The 18,322-nt window shown below is 71.5% G+C and carries 17 protein-coding genes; 6 read left to right on the forward strand and 11 right to left on the reverse strand.

Translation table 11 applies throughout. The annotated features are described in order from the left end of the window. Positions 1–73: 73 nt before the first annotated feature. Positions 74–2,002, reverse strand: a complete 1,929-nt coding sequence (locus ACWF7A_RS01030; protein ID WP_452248330.1) for a DUF1996 domain-containing protein — start codon at positions 2,000–2,002, stop codon at positions 74–76. A 309-nt stretch (positions 2,003–2,311) separates the two neighbouring features. On the opposite strand from ACWF7A_RS01030, the gene ACWF7A_RS01035 reads away from it, so the two are divergent. Then, positions 2,312–2,677, forward strand: coding sequence for a hypothetical protein (locus ACWF7A_RS01035; protein ID WP_452248331.1), 366 nt, complete (start codon positions 2,312–2,314; stop codon positions 2,675–2,677). Between the two features lie 143 nt (positions 2,678–2,820). Next, a complete protein-coding gene (locus tag ACWF7A_RS01040) occupies positions 2,821–4,077 on the forward strand; it encodes an acyltransferase family protein (protein ID WP_452248332.1) in 1,257 nt (418 codons plus the stop codon). Between the two features lies 1 nt (position 4,078). Here the strand turns inward: ACWF7A_RS01040 and ACWF7A_RS01045 are convergent, their stop codons facing one another. The 4 genes from ACWF7A_RS01045 to ACWF7A_RS01060 form a co-directional block, all read right to left on the reverse strand. After that, a complete protein-coding gene (locus ACWF7A_RS01045) occupies positions 4,079–4,444 on the reverse strand; it encodes a peroxiredoxin (RefSeq protein ID WP_452248333.1) in 366 nt (121 codons plus the stop codon). Positions 4,445–4,516: 72 nt separating this feature from the next. Next, entirely contained in the window at positions 4,517–6,055 is a 1,539-nt protein-coding gene (locus ACWF7A_RS01050; protein WP_452248334.1) for an HD domain-containing phosphohydrolase, read from the reverse strand. Positions 6,056–6,389: 334 nt separating this feature from the next. Next, positions 6,390–6,560 carry a CsbD family protein gene (locus tag ACWF7A_RS01055; RefSeq protein WP_452248335.1) on the reverse strand — a complete coding sequence of 57 codons (171 nt, stop codon included), beginning with the start codon at positions 6,558–6,560 and terminating at the stop codon, positions 6,390–6,392. 11 nt (positions 6,561–6,571) lie between these two features. Continuing rightward, positions 6,572–7,144 carry a MarR family winged helix-turn-helix transcriptional regulator gene (locus ACWF7A_RS01060; RefSeq protein WP_452248336.1) on the reverse strand — a complete coding sequence of 191 codons (573 nt, stop codon included), beginning with the start codon at positions 7,142–7,144 and terminating at the stop codon, positions 6,572–6,574. 58 nt (positions 7,145–7,202) lie between these two features. Between ACWF7A_RS01060 and ACWF7A_RS01065 the strand changes: the two genes are divergently transcribed. Further along, positions 7,203–8,366: an FAD-dependent monooxygenase gene (locus ACWF7A_RS01065; protein WP_452248337.1), complete on the forward strand. Its 1,164-nt coding sequence runs from the start codon at positions 7,203–7,205 to the stop codon at positions 8,364–8,366. A gap of 6 nt (positions 8,367–8,372) precedes the next feature. Here the strand turns inward: ACWF7A_RS01065 and crtI are convergent, their stop codons facing one another. Next, positions 8,373–9,836 (reverse strand): phytoene desaturase family protein, encoded by a 1,464-nt coding sequence (gene crtI / locus ACWF7A_RS01070; RefSeq protein ID WP_452248338.1) that lies wholly within the window; start codon positions 9,834–9,836, stop codon positions 8,373–8,375. Then, on the reverse strand, positions 9,836–10,912 hold the full coding sequence (locus ACWF7A_RS01075) for a polyprenyl synthetase family protein (protein WP_452248339.1): 1,077 nt from the start codon (positions 10,910–10,912) through the stop codon (positions 9,836–9,838). The genes crtI and ACWF7A_RS01075 overlap by 1 nt, the downstream gene beginning before the upstream one ends. A 143-nt stretch (positions 10,913–11,055) precedes the next feature. Between ACWF7A_RS01075 and ACWF7A_RS01080 the strand changes: the two genes are divergently transcribed. Together ACWF7A_RS01080 and ACWF7A_RS01085 are read left to right on the forward strand one after the other, a co-directional pair. Next, a complete protein-coding gene (locus tag ACWF7A_RS01080) occupies positions 11,056–11,982 on the forward strand; it encodes a phytoene/squalene synthase family protein (protein WP_452248340.1) in 927 nt (308 codons plus the stop codon). 13 nt (positions 11,983–11,995) lie between these two features. After that, a complete protein-coding gene (locus ACWF7A_RS01085; RefSeq protein WP_452248341.1) occupies positions 11,996–12,958 on the forward strand; it encodes a DUF5914 domain-containing protein in 963 nt (320 codons plus the stop codon). Positions 12,959–12,964: 6 nt separating this feature from the next. On the opposite strand, the gene ACWF7A_RS01090 is transcribed toward ACWF7A_RS01085, so the two are convergent. The 3 genes from ACWF7A_RS01090 to ACWF7A_RS01100 form a co-directional block, all read right to left on the reverse strand. Next, a complete protein-coding gene (locus tag ACWF7A_RS01090) occupies positions 12,965–14,503 on the reverse strand; it encodes an FAD-dependent oxidoreductase (RefSeq protein WP_452248342.1) in 1,539 nt (512 codons plus the stop codon). Beyond that, positions 14,500–15,192: a class I SAM-dependent methyltransferase gene (locus ACWF7A_RS01095; RefSeq protein WP_452248343.1), complete on the reverse strand. Its 693-nt coding sequence runs from the start codon at positions 15,190–15,192 to the stop codon at positions 14,500–14,502. The genes ACWF7A_RS01090 and ACWF7A_RS01095 overlap by 4 nt, the downstream gene beginning before the upstream one ends. A 109-nt stretch (positions 15,193–15,301) precedes the next feature. After that, positions 15,302–16,096 (reverse strand): YhjD/YihY/BrkB family envelope integrity protein, encoded by a 795-nt coding sequence (locus tag ACWF7A_RS01100; protein ID WP_452248344.1) that lies wholly within the window; start codon positions 16,094–16,096, stop codon positions 15,302–15,304. A 72-nt stretch (positions 16,097–16,168) separates the two neighbouring features. On the opposite strand from ACWF7A_RS01100, the gene ACWF7A_RS01105 reads away from it, so the two are divergent. After that, complete coding sequence (locus tag ACWF7A_RS01105) at positions 16,169–16,921, forward strand: CDP-alcohol phosphatidyltransferase family protein (RefSeq protein WP_452248345.1); 753 nt, start codon at positions 16,169–16,171, stop codon at positions 16,919–16,921. Here ACWF7A_RS01105 and ACWF7A_RS01110 read toward each other — a convergent pair. Continuing rightward, positions 16,849–18,321 carry a phytoene desaturase family protein gene (locus ACWF7A_RS01110; protein ID WP_452248346.1) on the reverse strand — a complete coding sequence of 491 codons (1,473 nt, stop codon included), beginning with the start codon at positions 18,319–18,321 and terminating at the stop codon, positions 16,849–16,851. The genes ACWF7A_RS01105 and ACWF7A_RS01110 overlap by 73 nt on opposite strands. Position 18,322 lies beyond the last annotated feature (1 nt).

Below are 18,322 nucleotides of genomic sequence, written 5' to 3' on the forward strand. Positions count from 1 at the left end.
TCGACGCGAAGAGGTGAGGCCCCGCCGGAGTCGTTCCGGCAGGGCCCCACCCAGGGATTGGATCAGGCGACGGTCAGGAGCACTTCCGCCCGTCGTTCACGCACTTCACGATCTTGGCCATCGTCTGGTCGGAGTTGACGTTGGCGAAGTCGTTGTGGTCGGAGAACGGGTTGTGCTCCTCCTCCGGGAAGGCGTCGAGCTGGTACTGCCCCTTCTGCTGCGTGTCGCGGGCGATGTTGTAGGAGATGCTGATCCGCAGCTGCGGGATCGCCTTGAAGCCCTGCGGGCACCCACCGGTCTGCTTGTCGTTGAACCGGACGTGGTCGCGGTGGTTCGCGCTGTCGGCGTTCTTGCCGTCCCAGCAGCCCGGGAAGTCGTGCACCCGCATGACCTTGCTGCCGTTCGGGCAGATCACGTACTTGTCCGAGAGGCGGTCCTCGAACCCGCTGCAGGTCCACGTCGCGCGGGCGTTGGCGGGGCCGCGGCTGGTCGGCTTGGCGTCACCGGTGACCATCTTCAGGAACTGCGGCATGCCCGTGACCTTGCTGGTCGCGTTGCCGCGGTACTCGATCTTCACCTGGGCCGGGCGGACGATCTTGCCGTTGTTGCCGACGAGCTCCAGGTTCTTGCCGGTGGGGGCGGCGAGGGGCGGCGGGGCGACGGTGGTGGTCGCAGGCGGCGCCGTGGTGGTCGTGGCACCGCCGTTGTTGTTGCCACCGTTGTTGTTGCCGTTCCCGTTGTTCCCGTTGTTGTTGCCGCCGTTGTTGTTCTCGTTGCCGTTGTTGCCGCCCTCGTCCTCGTTGAGGCCGCACTTCGCGAGGCGCTCCAGCCCCTGCGGCTTCTCGGCGTTGCGGCCGATCGCGATCGCGATCCGGTCGAGGGTCGCGGTCCGCTTGTCCTTCAACGGCCCGAGGATGGCGTTGTCGATGAAGTTCGCCCCGCCCTGCCCCTTGGTCTTCACCAGGCGCTGGTTGGCTTCGGCGATCTGCTTGTCGAGCTGGTTGAGGTTGTCGTCCACCTCGTCGAGAGCCTGGTCCGGCACGCCCGGCAGCGCCTCACGGACCGACGGGCACTTGATCGTCGGCGTCGCGGCGTCCTGGTCGGCGCCGGGCTGACGGGCCGCTTCCTGCTCGTTGTCGTTCTGCTCGGCCTGCTGGAAGATGCCCTCGCCGGCGAACTTGCGGGGCTTCTGCGTGCCGTGGCCGTTGTGGCCTCCGCCGCCGTGGTTGCCGTGGCCCCACCGCACGTCGCACTCGGCGAGCGGGGTCAGGTTCGGCTTGCGGCCGGACCGGCTCAGCGCGGTCGCGATGCGGTCGAGCGTGGCGGCGCGCTGACCGCGCAACGGACCCAGGATCGTGTTGTTGACGAAGTTCGGGTCAGCCGGGTTCTGGGCGCGCGCGACCTTGTCGCTCGCCTCCCTGAGCTGCTGGGCGAGCTGCTGGAGGTTCCGGATGATCTCGTCGCGCACCCGCTGCGACACGGCCGGCAGCCGGTTCGCGACGCCGGGGCACGCGACCTCTCCCGGGCCGTTCTCCTTGATCTTGTCAGGGTTGGACCCGACGGACTGGGGGTTGGCCTGGGGGTTGATCCGCACCACAGGCCAGAAGTAGGACGACTTGTCGCCGTTGCGGCAGGTCGTCTCCGAGTCGAGCAGGCTCTCGTCCGTGGACTCCGCGCTGATCGACAGGTTGCCCACGAAGTCGTGGACGTGCTGGGCACCGTGCTTCAGACCCGGCTGGGCGACCGGGTTGTCGGCGCTGAACTTGCCCTCTTCGTTCGTGCCGCAGTCGACCGTGAACACACCGCCGGCGCCGTTCTTGCCGACCTTCGGCTCCACGACGTTCTTGGCCACCTGCTCGATGGGCACGAACGCGCTCAGCGGAGCGGGCTCACCGTTCTTGGCGGCGAGGGCTACCGTGGCGGTGCCCGCGGCGACCACGGCGACCGCCGACAACGAAGCGATCAGGCGGAACTTCCGTCTGTCCGTCACGCGGTGCGTCATTCGTTCTCCTCATTCGTGCGGCGCATGAACGGGGATACGTACGGGGCGGTTCATCGGCTCAACCGAATTGTTGTCGTCGAACAGAACCGAACGCCGCGGCGTCCGTTCGAGGGACCTCCCTGCATGACTAGAGGGTGAGCGACTCGTCACCCTCGGTCATATTTGACCACTTTGGCGAGTGGTTGTGTTGGATTCTGTCCGATCACGTTGGAGTTATCCGTTCGTAATTTCGGCCATTCGGACCACACGGCAACGGGCGTTCTGACAGCATCCGAAAGGAGGTCGGCAGAACTTTTGGGGGTTTCGCTGATGAAGATCCTGTCCGGCGCCGGTGTGTTCGGCGCGTCCATCGCACTCGTACTGGCGACGTCCGGCGTGGCGGCGGCCGACTGTCCGCCCGCTGATCGCGCCCCGTGGTCCGCACCGACCGTGCCGGTGCCCGTGACCATCCACGACCTGCAACCGCGCAAGTGTTACAACGTGCACGGCCTGCTCGGGGAGAAGGCCGACCACCTGGCCAACAGGACGAAGAACTCGGTGCTGAACATGTTCTCCGAGCCGGACTGCGGAGGCGGGCTGTTCATCGACGCGATCTTCCCGCCCGAGCCGGGGAACCGCTCGGAGTCGACGAAGGCGTACTACTCCTTCACCGTCTCCCCGCTGAACGGCGGCTGAACGGCGCAGGGCCCTGGGCCGTCCGTCCGGGGCCTTGCCACAACAGTCGGTTCAAACGAAAGGCCGATCCGGCACTGAACCGATTGCCGCTCGCGATACTCTTCTAGGCCTATGGCACCGGTCGGGGCAGTTCCGTGGGCGGGGTGTTGAGGCGGGCGGAAAGCCCGCTCGGCGAGGGGAAGCGCTTTGCGAAGATCGAGACGGGTTTCGCCTGGCTGCGTCTGATCGGGGCCACCCTGGTCGTCGTCGAGCACAGCTTCCCGCTGGTCCACCCGGCGGAGATCGGGATGTTCCCGAAGAGCTGGAACCTCTCGCCGGGCTACTTCGCGCTGATGGCGTTCTTCGCCATGAGCGGCTACCAGATCGCGGACAGCTGGCACCGCGACGCCTCGTGGTGGCGCTACCTGCTCAAGCGGGCGCTGCGCATCTGGCCGCCGCTGCTCGTGGTCGTGATGATCAGCGCGTTCGTGATCGGCCCTCTCGTGACGGTGCTGAGCCCTGCCGAGTACTGGAGCGACCACGAGACGTGGGGCTACGTCGTCAACAACGCGGGCCTGTACACGCTGCAGCACACGCTGCCGGGCGTCTTCGCGGACAACCCGTACTCCTGGTCGGTCAACGGTTCCATCTGGACGTTGCCGATGGAGACCACCGGCTACCTGATCGTGCTGGCCGCCGGACTCGTCGGCGTCCTGGGCAAGGGCCGGCTCGCGCTCTTCCCGCTGCTGGCGGTGTTCCTCGTGCTGGACGGTTTCGGCCAGGCGCGCGTCGGCTACAACGGCGTCTTCGGCGGCCTGCTCAGCCTGCCTCTGGCACCGCTCGTCACCTACATGGTGCCGTTCGTGCTGGGCATGATCTTCTTCGCCTACCGCGACCGGATCCGGTTCCTCCCGCTGGTCGCGTACGGCCTGTTCGCGCTGTACCTGATCACGAACTTCACCCCGCCGCTGGAACCCGCCGCGCGCTACCTGCTGCCGCTGGCCGCGGGCTATGGCGCCGTCACCTGGGCGCATCACTGGCCACGCAGGCTCGCCGGGTACGACGAGTGGGTCTACGGCAGCTACGGCATGTACATCTGGGGCATGCCGGTGCAGCAGCTGTTCGTGCTGGCGGGGGTGCGCGACCCGTGGCTGCTGATGGCCTTGGCGGTGCCGGCCGCGTACGCGTTCGGGCTGCTGTCGTGGCGGTTGGTCGAGAAGCCGACGCAGGAGCTGCGGCGGTACCTGAGACCGCCGGCCAGACCCGCACCGGAACCGCCGCGCCCGCCCGCCCCGTTCGTGCCCGGCGCGCGGAGCCCCCAGCCCGCGCGTCAGCCGCAGTTCGTGAGACCGCGCACCGAGCAGGCGGGCCAGCGCCGCCGCTACAGCGGAGATCTGCGCGACGACGCTTTTCGGCCGTGAGTCAGTAGCTGAACGTCGTCGCGGGCTCGTCGCCGATCCAGTTCCACATCGGGACCGTGCCGTTCAGCTCCGCACCGGGGACGAGGGCGTCTGCGTCGAGTTGCTTGGCGTTGAAGCAGAGCGGGCACACGAAGTACCGGCCACCCGCCGCCTCGTAGCGCTTGAGCAGGTCCGCGATCGGCGGGCAGCCGTCGCACGCGACACCTGCGGCGGTGCCGGTCAGCGACAGCCGCACGGCCTCCTTGGACAGGAACATGAGCGTCTCGCGCCCGGTCTCGGCGGCGCCCACCGCGACGAGGAACGCGACGGTCACCTTCTCCGGGTCCTCGAGTCCGGTGGACAGGCTGACGACGGCTTTGTTCGGCATGGTCCGCTCCTTGAGTTCGTCGGGAGACAGGACGTTAGGAGCGGGAACGTGCCGTGTCGTCGGGCGTTCTCCCTACAGATCGAGCGGGTCGAGCAGGCCGTTGCGCAGCGCGAACAACGTCGCGGTCGACCGGGACGACGCCCCCGTCTTGGTGTAGATCCGCTCGATGTGCGTGCCCGCCGTCTTGCGGGAGATGCCGAGCCGCTCGGCGACCTCACCGGTCTGCGCGCCCCGGGAGATCAGGACCAGCACCTCGACCTCGCGCGGGGTGAGCCCGGCCGGCCCCGTCACCCGCCGCCGGCCCCCGTTGCCCGCCGCGGCGAGGACGGCCTCGGCCGCGTCCCCGTCGAGCGCACCGGTCCGGATCGCGTCCCGGACCGCGCCCACGGCCTGCTTGTCCGTCAACGCCGCCCGGTGCGCCCTGGGTTCGAGCATCGCCCGGTACGCGCACGCCGCGGCCAGCACACGCCCGGTCATCGGCACGGAGGCACCGGACAGCCCGCGGTGGTAGCCGCCGCCGTCCATGCGTTCGTGGGCCGTGGCCGCGATCGCGCCCAACCGGGCGAGCGCGGCGGGACGGGCGAGCACGCGCTCGGTGTAGTACGAGCTCAGCCGGACCCGTTCCCAGTCGGTGGCCGACAGCGGTCCCGGATGGTCCAGAACTGTCACCGGTACGCCGTGCAGGCCGATGTCGTGCAGCAGTCCCGCGCGCCGGGTGGCGATGACGTCGTTCAGGGGCAGGCCCATCGACCGGGCCGCCGCACCCGCGAGCTCCGCGACACCACGGGAGTGCCCGGCCCGCGACGCGCACCGCAGGTCGATGAAGTCGGCCAGCGCCTCCAGCGCCGCGTCCAGCTCGCCCTCGGTCAGCGGACGGCGCCACCGCGGGGACGCCGGACCGGCGTCGTCCAGGACTTCGGGGGCGTGCGCGACGAACGCGTCGACCACGTCAGGCGCGAACTGGCGGCCTCGCCGTGCTCGCGCGACCTCGAGCGCACCGTCTACACCACCGACGCGGTGCCGCACCTCGACGACGTCGGCCAGGTGCAACAGCCGGACGATCGGCACGACGTCCGTGCCCCCCACGCCCCGCGGCACACCGCGGCCGTCCCACCGGGTGAAGAACTGGCGCAGTGCCGCCACCACGTCCTGGCCGAGCCCGAGCCGCTCCGCGAGCGCCGAGGTCGTCACGCAATGGGACTGCATGCCCTGCAGGACGTTCTGCCCGCCGCTCGTCACGAGCGTCGCCGCCGCCTTGAGCCGGTGCCACGCGGGCCTGCCACGACCGGTGCGGCGCAGGAAGAACCCGAACCCGGCCAGGCCGGCGAGGTCGGTCTCGTAGCTGTCCGCGCGGAAGGCGATGTCGTCCCCGAACGACGCGGCCACCTCCGGTGAGTCCGCTATGCAGCCGACCCAGGCGAGCATCGAGACGTAGAACAGCGATCGCCGCTCGGCCTCGGGCAGGCCGGTGCGCTCGGCGAGCCGGTCCGCGATCCGCCACGACCGGAGGACGTGCTCCATCGGCTGTCCCAGGCCGAGGTCCGTGGTCAGCGAGAACGCCGCCAGCAGCTCGGTCAGGTCGATCCCGGAATCCCGATCGGCGAGCTCCACCCGCGCAGGGTAACTCCGCGGCGGCTACCGGATCAGGCGAAACCGCCGCCGCCCTGAGGCGCCACAGCGGGTTCGTGGAACAGGTTCGTGCGGTACTGCGCCACCTCCGCGGCCGAGAAGGCACGCTGGGTCCCGGCGAATCCCTCGTCCGGGTGACTGAAGAGCCCGTGCTCTGGCAATGCGGTCGTAGGCGACGCGACGTGCTGGATCTGCAAGGTCCCGGCTTTCTGTGCGGCCCGTGATCGGTCACGGGCGGTCGTGCTGGGAGTTCGACAAACGCGATGAGCGCGCATCCGGAGATGCACGCTCATCGCGTGAGGTCTGTGGGGCGGTCCTACTTGAAGGCGTCCTTGACCTTCTCGACCGCTTCCTTCAGGTGACCCTTCGACTGGTCGCCCTTGCCCTCGGCCTCGAGACGCTCGTCGTCGGTCGCCGAGCCGACGCCCTCCTTGACCTTGCCCTTGAGCTGGTCGGCCTTGGCGTCGATCTTGTCGTCGGTGCCCATGTGGTCCTCCCTCAACGACTGCTTCCGGTGCTACGAACGCCGGATGCCCCGCGCGGACGGGTGTCAACCGTCTCCCTCGTCACAACTTTCTGCTCCACTGTGGACAGCCTCCGGTCGGCGTCGGTCGCGGCGGCGGTGATCCTGCCCAGGAACGCCGCGACGGTGCGGAGCTCGGCGGGTGGCGTTGTGCGGAGGACGCCGGCGATCTCGGTGCCGGCGGCGGCGAGATAGCGGCGGGCCCGGTCGCGCGAGGCCGGGGTGGGGCGCAGGGTCACGCGGCGGCGGTCCGTGCTCTCGCGGCTGCGGACCAGGTGACCGGCGGTCTCCAGGCGGTTGAGCAGGATCGTGGTGGCGCCGGTCGTCATGCCCATCTGGCGGGCGAGCCGGGCGGGTGAGAGGGGCGTGTCGGCTTCGGCCGCCCAGATGATCTGGCCGAGCGCGTTGGCGTCGGAGGCGGGCAGCCGCATCCAGGTGGCCAGGTGCTGGGTGAGCGCGGTGAACCCGACGACCCAGTCGCGCAGGCCGTGCATCACCTCGACCTGGGCGGACGACCACGCCTCCACCAGCGGGTCCGCGTCTGTCATGCAACCCCCTTCGCACCGAAGTAGCTTTGCTGCAAAGCTACCAAGCGAGGGGTTGCACATGACGACACGGCACGCGGTGATCTCCGGTGCGAGCATCGCCGGGCTCTCGGCCGCGTTCTGGCTGCGGCGGGCCGGTTGGGAGGTGACCGTGCTGGAGCGGGCGGCGTCGTTCCGCGACGGCGGGCAGAACGTCGACGTGCGCGGCACGGCGCGCGAAGTGCTCACCAGGATGGGGCTGTTCGAGGCGGTCAAGGAGCAGAACACCACGGAGACCGGCACGGTGTTCGTCGACTCGGACGGCCGGGTGCTCGCGGAGCTTCCCTCGGCGGGTCCGGACGGGGCGACGGCCGAACTGGAGGTCCTGCGCGGCGACTTCGCCCGCACGATCCTGCGGAACCTGCCCGAGGGCGTCGAAGTCCTCTACGGCGACACCATTTCCGGCGTCGAGGACGGTGCCGACGCCGTCACGGTGACCACGGCGTCCGGACGGACGTGGAACGCCGACCTGCTGGTCGTCGCCGAAGGGGTTCGCTCCGCCACGCGCGACCTGGTCTTCGGCGACCTCGTCGGACGGCGTGACCTCGGCATCGCCATGGCGTTCGGCACGATCCCCCGCACGCCGGACGACGACACGCGGTGGCGCTGGTACACCACGACCGGAGGACGGCAGGTCCACCTGCGGCCCGACAACCACGGCACGACCCGCGCCATGCTCGCCTGCACCGGGGACGTCGCCGACCGCGGAGAGGCGTTGAGCCGCTTCCGCGACCGGTTCGCCGGCGCGGGCTGGGAGACCGACCGCGTCCTCGACGGGCTCGAGCGGTCCGACGACGTCTACGTCGACCAGCTCACCCAGATCCGGATGCCCACGTGGCACCGCGGACGGGTGTGCCTCGCCGGGGACGCCGCGTGGTGCGTCACCCCGATGGGCGGGGGCGGCGCGTCGCTGGCACTCATCAGCGGGTACGTGCTGGCGTCCTCGATGGACGGTGCCGGGCTCGCCGCCTACGAGGAGTGGATGCGGCCCCTCGTGGACGACGTGCAGGGCTTCCCGGGCTGGGTCGTGCCGTTCGCCTACCCGCAGACGCGGCTCGGGCTGCGCCTGCGCCGCCTGGTGGACAAGGTGTTCACGTCACGGCTGCTGACGCCGCTGACGGCCAAGATCACCCAGGTCGCCGCCAGCGAGCGCCCCCTGCCTCCCCAGGCGGTGTCCCGGACCTGACGCCGGTCACCGCCGGAGCCGTTGCGCGGCCAGCCTTCCCGAGATCAGCACCGGGGGGATCCCGACGCCGGGTGTCGTGCCGCTGCCCGCCAGCACGACGTTGCCGTCGCGGAACGGCAGGTTGCTCGGGCGGAACGGGCCCGTCTGGGCGAAGGTGTGCGCGGCCGAGAACGGGGTGCCCGCAGCCTGGCCGTCGCGCGCCCAGTCGTCCGGGGTCACGACGGCGAGCGGCTCGGCGTCCACGACGAGCTTGCGCGCCGTCATCTCCGCGATGAGCTCCTCCGCGTAGCGCTCGGCCTCGACGTCCCAGCGGATCGGGGCGACGTCGAGGTTCGGGCAGGGCGCCAGGAGGTACTGCAGGTGACGGTCCTCGGGGGCGAGGGCGGGGTCGGTGAGCGTCGGCGTGGTCAGCAGCAGCGACGGGTCGCTCATCAGACGTCCACGCCGGATGATCTCGTCGAAGGTGCCGTTCCACTGCCCGCCGAAGGAGATCGTGTGGTGGGCGAGGTCGTCCACCACACGGCGGGCGCTGAGGTGCACGACGACGGCCGACGGCGACCAGCGCAACGGCCTCACCCGGCGCGGTCTCCCTCGCAGGAGCCGGGAGCTCTGGGCGGGACCGGTGGCCAGAACCACCGCGTCACAAGGAAAACGGGCCTCGGTCGACCGCACAGCGGTCACCCGGTTCCCCGTGCGTTCGAGGTCGTCGACCTCCACGCCGTAGGCGAACTGCACACCGGCGCGCGCCGCGGCATCGGCCAATGCCTGGGGCACGGCACGCATTCCGCCACGCGGGAACCACACGCCCGCCACGGTGTCCATGTAGGCGATGACGGCGTAGGCGGCCAACGCGTCTCGCGGCGCCACACCGGCGTACAGCGCCTGGAACGTGAACACCCGGCGCAGCCGTTCGTCCCGCAGGAACCGCCCCACGGCACGGTCGAGCGAACCGAAGCCCCCGAGCCGGGTCAGCGCCACCAGGTCGGGGCCCACCAGGTCGAGCGGGGAGTCGAAGCTCGCGCCGATGAACCTGTCCCGCTCCACCTCGTAGAGCTTGCCGAGCCACGTCCGCAGGTCGCGGTAGCCGCGGGCCTCCTCGCCGCCCGCGAACTCGCGGACGGCCTGCTCCATCCGCTCGCCGTCGGTGTGCACGTCGAGGGCGGTCCCGTCGGCGAACGACGCGCGGTAGGCCGGGTGCAGCGGCAGGAGCTCCAGGTGGTCCTCCCGTCGCTCCCCCACCGCCGCGAAGGCCTCGTCGAGCAGCTCCGGCATGGTGAGCACGGTCGGTCCCGTGTCGATGCGGTGGCCCGCCACGTCGAGCCTGCCCGCGAGCCCACCGGGGTGCGGCTGCCGTTCGAGCACCGTCACCTCGTGGCCGGCGCCGCGCAGGTGCAGCGCGGCCGACAACCCCGAGAGCCCGGCTCCGACCACGACCACCCGGTCGGTCCTGCCTCGCACCGTGCGCGTCATCAGGTCGTCCTCGTCACGGCGCGGCCCGCGAGGCGGACCAGTTCGGCGTGGGCCTGCTCGTCGAGGTCCACTCGGTCCAGTGCCGCCAGCCCCTTGGCCGCGAGCACCTCGATGTGCTCCTCGACCGCGGCGACCGCGCCGAGGTCGACCAGCAACGCGCGCACGTCGTCGACGGTCCGGTCGCTCACCGCGCTGCCGGTGAGGCACCGGCGCAGGAGCCGTTGCGCGCCAGGGCTTCCCTGGGCCCGGGACAGCGCGATGGACATGAGCGGTGTCCGCTTGCCCTCCCTCAGGTCCTCGCCCACCGGCTTCCCGCAGACCGACGGGTCCCCGAACACCCCGATCAGGTCGTCCCGCAGCTGGAACGCGATGCCGACGGAGTGGCCGTACTCGCGCAGGCACGCCACGACGTCGTCGTCCGCTCCGGCGAGGGCGGCACCGAGGTGCAGGGGACGCTCCACGGTGTACGCGGCGGTCTTCAGCGCGGCGACCCGCACGGCGTGCTCCAGCGACTCCTCGCGCCGGGCGACGGCCTGCAGGTCGAGGTGCTGACCGGCGATCATCTCCGTGCGCACCTCCTGCCACGGCCGCCAGGCCCGTTGCAGCGCGTCCGCGGGCAGCCCGGCCGTCACCAGGGCGTCGTCGGCCCAGGCCAGCGCGAGGTCGCCGACCAGGATCGCCGCCGAGTCACCGTACTGGCGGGCGCTGCCCGCCCAGCGTTCACGCCGGTGCCGTGCCGCGAGCGCCTCGTGCACGGAGGGCTTGCCCCGCCGCGTGGGCGAGCGGTCCATCACGTCGTCGTGCGTCAGCGCACAGGTCTGCAGCAGTTCGAACGCGACCAGTGCGCGTACGACGGCGTCCGCGCGCGGCGCACCCCCCGCCGCCCGCCAGCCCCACCACGCGAACGTGGGTCTGATCCTCTTGCCCCCGGCCAGCGTCAGCCTGCGCAGCTCGTCTCCGAGCTCCCCCTCGGCACCCTGCTTCGCGGCCAGGAACTCCCGCAGCGCGTCGTCCAGCAGCAGGCCGAAGTCGTCCAAAGGCAACGCGCGAGCGTCCACGCTGGTCAACAGCGACATCGTCGCCCCCTCGGTGTCAGGATAAGTTCGGCGTTTCGAGCTGAACACGGACGCATCGGATCTGCATGATGAACGCGGTCGTTGTGCGGAGGACAACGCGCAGTCTTAGCGTGGGAGGCACACTTCCCCGAGAGGACCGCCTGATGTCGGCAGAGCGCGAACTGGACGCAGCCGGTGTGACCACGCCGGCGTTGCGCGACGCGTACAGACGCTGCCGCGAGCTCAACGCGCAGCACGGCCGCACCTACTTCCTGGCGACGAGGCTGCTCAGCCCGGAGCAACGCCCGGCCGTGCACGCCCTGTACGGGTTCGCGCGCTGGGTGGACGACATCGTGGACGACCTCCACAGTGGACTCGACGAGAAGAACGCCGAGCTGTCCGCCGTCGAGCTGAGGCTGCGCGACGCCTTGGAGAAGGGCACGTCGGACGACCAGGTCCTGACCGCGTTGCTCGACACCGTGGGCCGCTACGACATCCCGGCCCGGCACTTTCACGACTTCATGGCGTCGATGCGGATGGATCTCACCGTCGCCGAGTACCCCACCTTCGCCGATCTCGAACGGTACGTGCACGGATCCGCCGCCGTGATCGGGTTGCAGGTCCTGCCGGTGCTCGGCACGAGCGTGCCGCGCGAGGAGGCGGAACCCGCCGCCGCGGCTCTCGGTGTCGCCTTCCAGCTCACCAACTTCATCCGGGACGTCGGCGAGGACATCGACCGGGGACGGGTGTACCTGCCCGCCGACGAGCTCGCCGCGTTCGGTGTCGACCGCGAGAAGCTCCTGCACGCGCGTGCGACGAGCAGGACCGACCCGCAGGTGCGGGCCGCTCTGCGCGATCAGGTCGGCAGGGCGCGTGACGTGTACACCCGCGCGTTGCCGGGCATCGCGATGCTCGCACCGCGGTCGCGGCCGTGCGTGATGACCGCGTACCGGCTCTACGGAAGGATTCTGGACCTCATCGAGGAGGCGGACTACGACGTGTTCTCACGCCGTCTCGTCGTGTCCAACGGCAGGCGGCTCGCCGTCGCCCTGCCCGCGCTGGCCAGGGCGGTGCTCGCCCGTGCCGCCTGACGAGGGGAACACGATGCGGGACGACATTCCGCTGAAGGTGTACTCGAGCCCGCCGTGGAAGGAGCAGCGGCCCACGTGGCAGGACGCCAAACCGGCGTTGATCGCGGCGGCGCTCAAGCGCGCGGAGGCGCGGCCGTCCGGCAACTGGTTCGTCGCGGGCGCGAGCACGGACGTCGTGCGCGGCAAGGTGTGCGGACGGACCATCGCGGGACGGGAGATCGTGCTCTGGCGCGGGCCCCAGGGCCGGGTGCTCGCGGGGTCCGGGTCGTGCCCGCACCTCGGAGCACCGCTGTGCGACGGCGCGGTGGCGGAGGGAAAGCTGATCTGCCGCTGGCACGGGCTCGCGCTCGACGGCACGCGGTTCGGCGCGTGGACGCCCTTCCCCGCGCACGACGACGGCGTGCTCGTCTGGGTGCGGCTCGACGAGGCGGGCGGCGAGGAGCCGCTGGACGCTCCCGTGCTGCCGCAACGCCCTCCGGCGGGCTCGATCGACGCGGTGGTGGCGCTCGCGGGGCGCTGCGATCCCGAGGACGTCGTCGCGAACCGGCTCGACCCGTGGCACGGCGCGTGGTTCCACCCCTACTCGTTCGCCAACCTGAAGGTGCTGGAGACCCCGACCGAGGAGAACGACGTCTTCCTGGTCGAGGTCACGTTCCGGCTGGCCGGCCGCGTCGGTGTGCCGGTGGTCGCCGCGTTCACCTGCCCGGAGCCGCGCACCGTCGCGATGCACATCGTCGAGGGCGAGGGCACCGGCAGCGTCGTCGAGACCCACGCGACGCCGATCGGCCCCGGCCGCACCGTCGTGGTCGAGGCCACCATCGCGCACTCGGACCGCGAGGGGTTCGCGTTCGCGAGGCGGGCCGCCGGCGCACTGCGGCCGCTCATGCGCCGGGCGGCCGTCCGGTTGTGGCGCGACGACCTCGCCTACGCCGAACGCCGCTACGCCCTCAGGTCGAGCGGCCGCTTCCCCGGCTGAGCTGGGTCAGGACGCCCGCCCGACCGGCTTGCTCACCCGGCGGGCGGCGGCGCGCAGCAACGGCACACGCCCCTCGGTCGGCACGGTCCACAGCTCGGTCCCGGCCACGCCCCACCGGCGCAGCAGGCGGTTCGCCGCGGTGAACCCGGTGGTGGCGGCGCGTTCCATCAACGCGACGGGCAGGTCGACGCGCACGTGGTCCCCGGCGAGCACGAGGAACTCGTCGGGTGTGCCCACGCCCGGCCGCCGCGAGTACCCGCCTGCCGGGAACAGCGGGCAGTCGTCGCGCAGCTCGTGCCGCTCATCGACGATCTCGGCCCGTTTCGTCTCCGGGTAGACCTCGGTGAGCTGGTGCCACAACCGCGCCCGCGCGTCGTGTTCGTCCACATCGGACGGCAGCGCGTAGCCGTGCAGCTCGACCACCGAGCCCCCGGTGCGCGCGGCCCACGCCCGTGCCTCGTGCTCGTAGTGGTCGAGCACGCTGATGTTGTCGAGCAGGTCGTGCCCGCTCGTGCCCAGGAAGCCCGGCCTGTCCGCGTCCACCGGCCGGTCGAGCCAGTACCGCGACACCAGGAACGGCGGTGCGTTGCGCAGTTCACCTACGCGGTCCCGCCACTGGGCGTCCCCGAGTGACGGTGAAGCGTCGACGAGCGAGCGCAGACCGCGGACGTCGGCGGCGAGCACCACCGCGTCGGCCTCGATCGCGCCTCCGCCGAGCTCCACCGAGAAGCGCTTCTCCTGTCCGGCTCGGATGGATCCGACCGAGGTGCCCGTGCAGACCGTCGCGCCCAGGGAGGCGAGGTGCTGCCCGAGCGGTCCCCACAGACCGTGCGGGAACGGGTCCGCGGCCACGTCGAACAGCAGGCCTTCGTTGGACCCGAGGAAGTAGATGTGGAACATCACCGCGAGCTCCGCGGCCGACATCTCGCTGGGGTGCGCGAAGAAGCTGCGGGAGAACACCTCGAACGCGAGGGCGTGCGCCGCCTGCGGAAAGCGGATGCGCTCCAGGTAGGACGCCGCGTCGATGCCGTCGAGGGCCTCGTAGACGCGCGGCACGGACACGTCGAACAACGACATGGCCGTGCGGCCGTCGACCTGCGGGAGGTCACGCCACCGGAACGTCGGGCTGTTGCGCAGGAACGCGAGCGCGTTCCACGGTGCCGTCGTCGGCAGTCCCGCGAACGAGTCGCGGTGACCGGACGCCTGCTGCAACGGGTAGTCCGGCAGCCCGGTCAGCGCGCGTCCGCCCGGATCGACCCGGCGCAGCAACGACCGCAGGTTGTAGTACTGGCGGAAGAACGCGTGGAAGCCGCGGGTCATCGTGACCTCGCTGCCGTCGGCGAGCCGCGTCGGCCAGCCGCCCACGCGTCCGCCGAGGTAGTTCTCCCGTTCGCAGAGCACCACCCGCGCGCCGCGTTCGGACAGCAGCGTCGCCGCGGCCAGACCGGCGATCCCGCCCCCCACGACGACGACCTGCGGGGTGTCGGCGCCGAAGCGCTCACGTCCTGCCGGCGCGGCGATCCGCACCGCCTTGCGATCCTTCACCGTTGCTCCTGTTCCGGTGCGTGGCCGAGGAAGGTGTGCACGACCCCGAGCTGCAGGCCGCGGGCCGGTGAGCTGCTGACGCCGACGAACCCGTTGCGGCGCAACCGGTCGCGCAACGCGGAGGCCCCGTCGAAGCGCAGCACGCTGCGCCAGAGGTAGGTGAAGAGCGAGCGGTCGCCGGTGGCGAGCCATCCGGCGGGCACGATCACTCCGCACAACGCCGTCCACACCGCGGTACTGATCATCGAATCGCGGACCGAGTACTCGTGCAGCACCAGCCGTCCGCCCGGCGTGAGCATGTCCGTCAGCTTGCGCAGCAACGGATCCGGTTCCGGCACGTTGCGCACGAGGTAGGCCGCGAACACGGCGTCGAACCGGCCCTCGTCGACGTCCTCGGCGCGGCTGTGCACGAACCGCACCCGGTCCGGCCAGCGCTTGCTCCGGGCGCGGTCGAGCATCCCGGCCGAGGCGTCCACGGCGACGATCTCGACGCCCGGCGCGGCCACGACCAGCGCCGCGGTGGACGCACCCGTGCCGCAGCCGAGGTCGAGCACCCGCATGCCGGGCCGCAGTCCGAGCGCCCGCGCGGAACGGCGCAACGCCTGGTGGTATCCGGGGTTGAGACCGACGAGCAGGTCGTACCCGTGCGCGGCCCGGTCGAACTTCCCCGGTACCTGGAGTTTGTCCACGTGCCAGCCCCTCCTGATCCCCACAGCGACAACACCGTGGTGGCCGTCGCGGACTTCCTGAACCGACCGTAGGTGGGACGCGGCGAGCCTGCACAACGGCAGGCGTTTCTCATGCGGAGGCGGCTAGAACGTCACACACGCTCAGCGTCGTGCGGTAGCCGAGCAGCAGGACGATGTGCAGGCCGAACAGCCACAACCCGAGCGCGGCGACCGTGCCGACCGCCGGCAGGCCTCCGAAGGGGACGGACCAGTCCAGCGGGATGGCGAGGAACAGCAGGAAACCGTGCAGGAAGCCCGTGAGCACGGCGCCGACGGCGAACCCCGACAGCACCGCGGCCTTGAACGACAACGCGACCGGGCCCGCGAACGCGAACACGAGGGCGATGGCAACGCACACCGGGACCAGGTCGAGGTGGAACGACAGCACGACCCCCAGCACGGCGGACCAGCCCCCGGCCTCGTACAGCGGCGCCACCTCCGTGGTGAACCGCAGCGGCAGCGCGAGCAGCAGCGGTGACACGACCAGCACGGGCAGGAACCCGACGCGTCCGGCCTGCCCCGTCCACTTCGACACGGGCCGGCCGGCCACCTGGCCGAGTCCGCGCCGCAGCCCCTCGCCGTACAGGGTCGCGGGGATCAGCGCGGCGGCGAGCACCAGCCAGGAGGAGTGCACCGCGGCCTCGGCCAGCCGCACCAGCGCCGCGGTGGGATCGTGCGCCGCGGGCATCGACCCGCCGAGGAGCCGGGCGCTGTCGAGCACGAACTCCGGTCCGAACAGCAGTGCCGCCCCGCGCAGCGCGAGCAGCAGCATCGGCACCAGGCCGAGTCCCGCGTAGAACGTCAGCCCGGCGGCCCACAGCACGAGGTCCCGGCCGTGCAACGAACTTCCCACGTCCGCTCTCACGGCTCGGAGCACACCCATGATCACCAGTTACCCAGATCTGCGTGATGCCACCCATCCGCATACGGTGGTGACGTGACAGGTGACGAGGTGGACCCCGTTGCCTCTTGGTCGCGCCTGCACGGCGCGGACGTCTCCGGCAGCCCGATGGTCGTCGGCTGGTTGCGGTTCATCCACTCGATCGCGCGGCCCTTCGACCGCGTGCACCCCGATCTGCTGTCCGTTGCCGGAGTGGTCGCCGCCGGTGGCGCCGTGGCCGCGGCGTTCGCGGGTGGACGGTGGCCGTTGCTGGCACTCGTGCTGGTCGTCGGCTGCGGGGTGCTCGACGGGCTGGACGGCGCGGTCGCCCTGCGCACGGGCCGGGCCCGGCCGCTGGGTGCCGTGATCGACGCCGTCGCCGACCGGCTCTCCGACCTGTGTCTCGTGCTGGTGCTGTTCGCGCTGCACGCCCCCGCGTGGTGGTGCGCCGGTCTCGGCGTGGCGCTGCTGCTCCACGAGTACGCCAGGGCCAAGGCGCAAAGCGTGGGCATGACGTCGGCCGGCGCGATCACCGTCGCGGAACGTCCGACCAGGATGATCGCCGCCGCCGTCGCCTGCGCCGGTGCGGGACTGGCGCCCGGCGGCACTCCGGGGACCGGGTGGGACTGGGGCACGGTCTCCGCGCTCGTGTGGGCGGTGTGCGCGGTGGCCGGGTTCGGCCAGCTCGTGCTGGGGATCCGGCACGAACTCCACGGCCAGGCGCTGCCGGGCGGGGATCAGGCCGGTCCGACGAGCCGGGAGACGATCGCCGCCGACATCCCCACCAGCGGCAGTCCCCCACCGGGATGAGCCGATCCCCCGACCAGGAAGAGGCCGGGGACGGGTGACCGGTTGGCGGGCCGCAGGAGTGCCGCGCGCGGCCCGTTGGACGAGGTGCCGTAGATCGCGCCCCCGACGGACCCGGTGTCGCGCTCCCAGTCCGCCGGTGTGCGGATCTCCCGCCACAGCACGCGGTCCCGCACGTCGAGGCCCCGTTTCGCCATCACTTCGAGGACCTGGTCGGCGTACCGCGCGGCGAGCCCGGGGGCCGTCCAGTCCACCTGGCCCTGCCTCGGGGCGTTCACCAGCACGAACCAGGCCTCGGAGCCGTCCGGTGCCACCGAGGGGTCGGCGGGGTGGCAGACGTAGACGGTGGGGTCGGGCACCGGGCGCGGGTCCGCGCCGAAGATCGAGTCGAACTCGGCGTCGTAGTCGTCCGGGAACAGCACCCGGTGGTGCGCCGGGTCCGGAGTCCTGCCGCGCAACGCCAGCAGCAGGACGAAGCCGGACAGCGAGGGCTCGACCTTGCGCAACGCCCTGCGTGCCCGCCCCGCCCGGCGATCGGGCAGCAGCGCACCGTAGAGCTGGGCCGCGTCGGCGTCCGACACGACGACGTCCGCCTCCACCCGTTCGCCGTCCCGCAGCACCAGGCCGGACGCCCCACCGGCGCGGGTCTCGATCGCATCGACCCTCGTGTCGAACCGGAACCCGGCTCCCAGCAGCACACACCGTTCGAACAACGCCTCGCCCAGCATGCGCAGCCCGCCCCGCACGTACCAGCCGCCGAACCGCTGCTCGATGAACGGGACCACCGTCATCAACGCCGGGGTGCGGCGGGGGTCCGAGCCGCTGTAGGTGGCGTAGCGGTCGAGCAGCATGCGCAGACGCGGGTCCGTCAAACGACGTTCGCCGACCGCGCGCAGGGTGCGCCACGGCGCGATCGCCATCAGGTCGCGGACGCTCGCCGAACGGCGCACCAGATCGCGCACGCCACCCAGCGGGTTCTGCAGCACGGATTCGCCGACGAGGTCCCACAACCGTTCCGCGTCGGTCATGACGGCACGCCAGTCACGCGCGGCCCCCGGCCCCATCGCCGCGGCGATGGCGGCGTCGACGTCGCGTTCGGCGTGCGGCAGGTCGAGCGCCGAACCGTCGGGAAACCGGTACCGGCACACGGGGTCGACCGGCACGACGTCCACGACGTCGTCGAGCGGCGCGCCGGTCTCGGCGAAGAGGTCGCGGTAGACCTGCGGCAGCGTCAGCAACGACGGGCCCGTGTCGAAGGTGAACCCGTCCCGCCGCAGCACGCCGAGCTTGCCGCCGTGCTGCGCGGCCTGTTCGTACACGGTCACGGTGTGCCCGGCCGCCGCCAGCCGCGCGGTGACGGCCAGCCCGCCCATGCCCGCACCGATCACTGCCACTCGTGCCACG

It is taken from the genome of Lentzea sp. NPDC055074 (genome assembly GCF_053608005.1).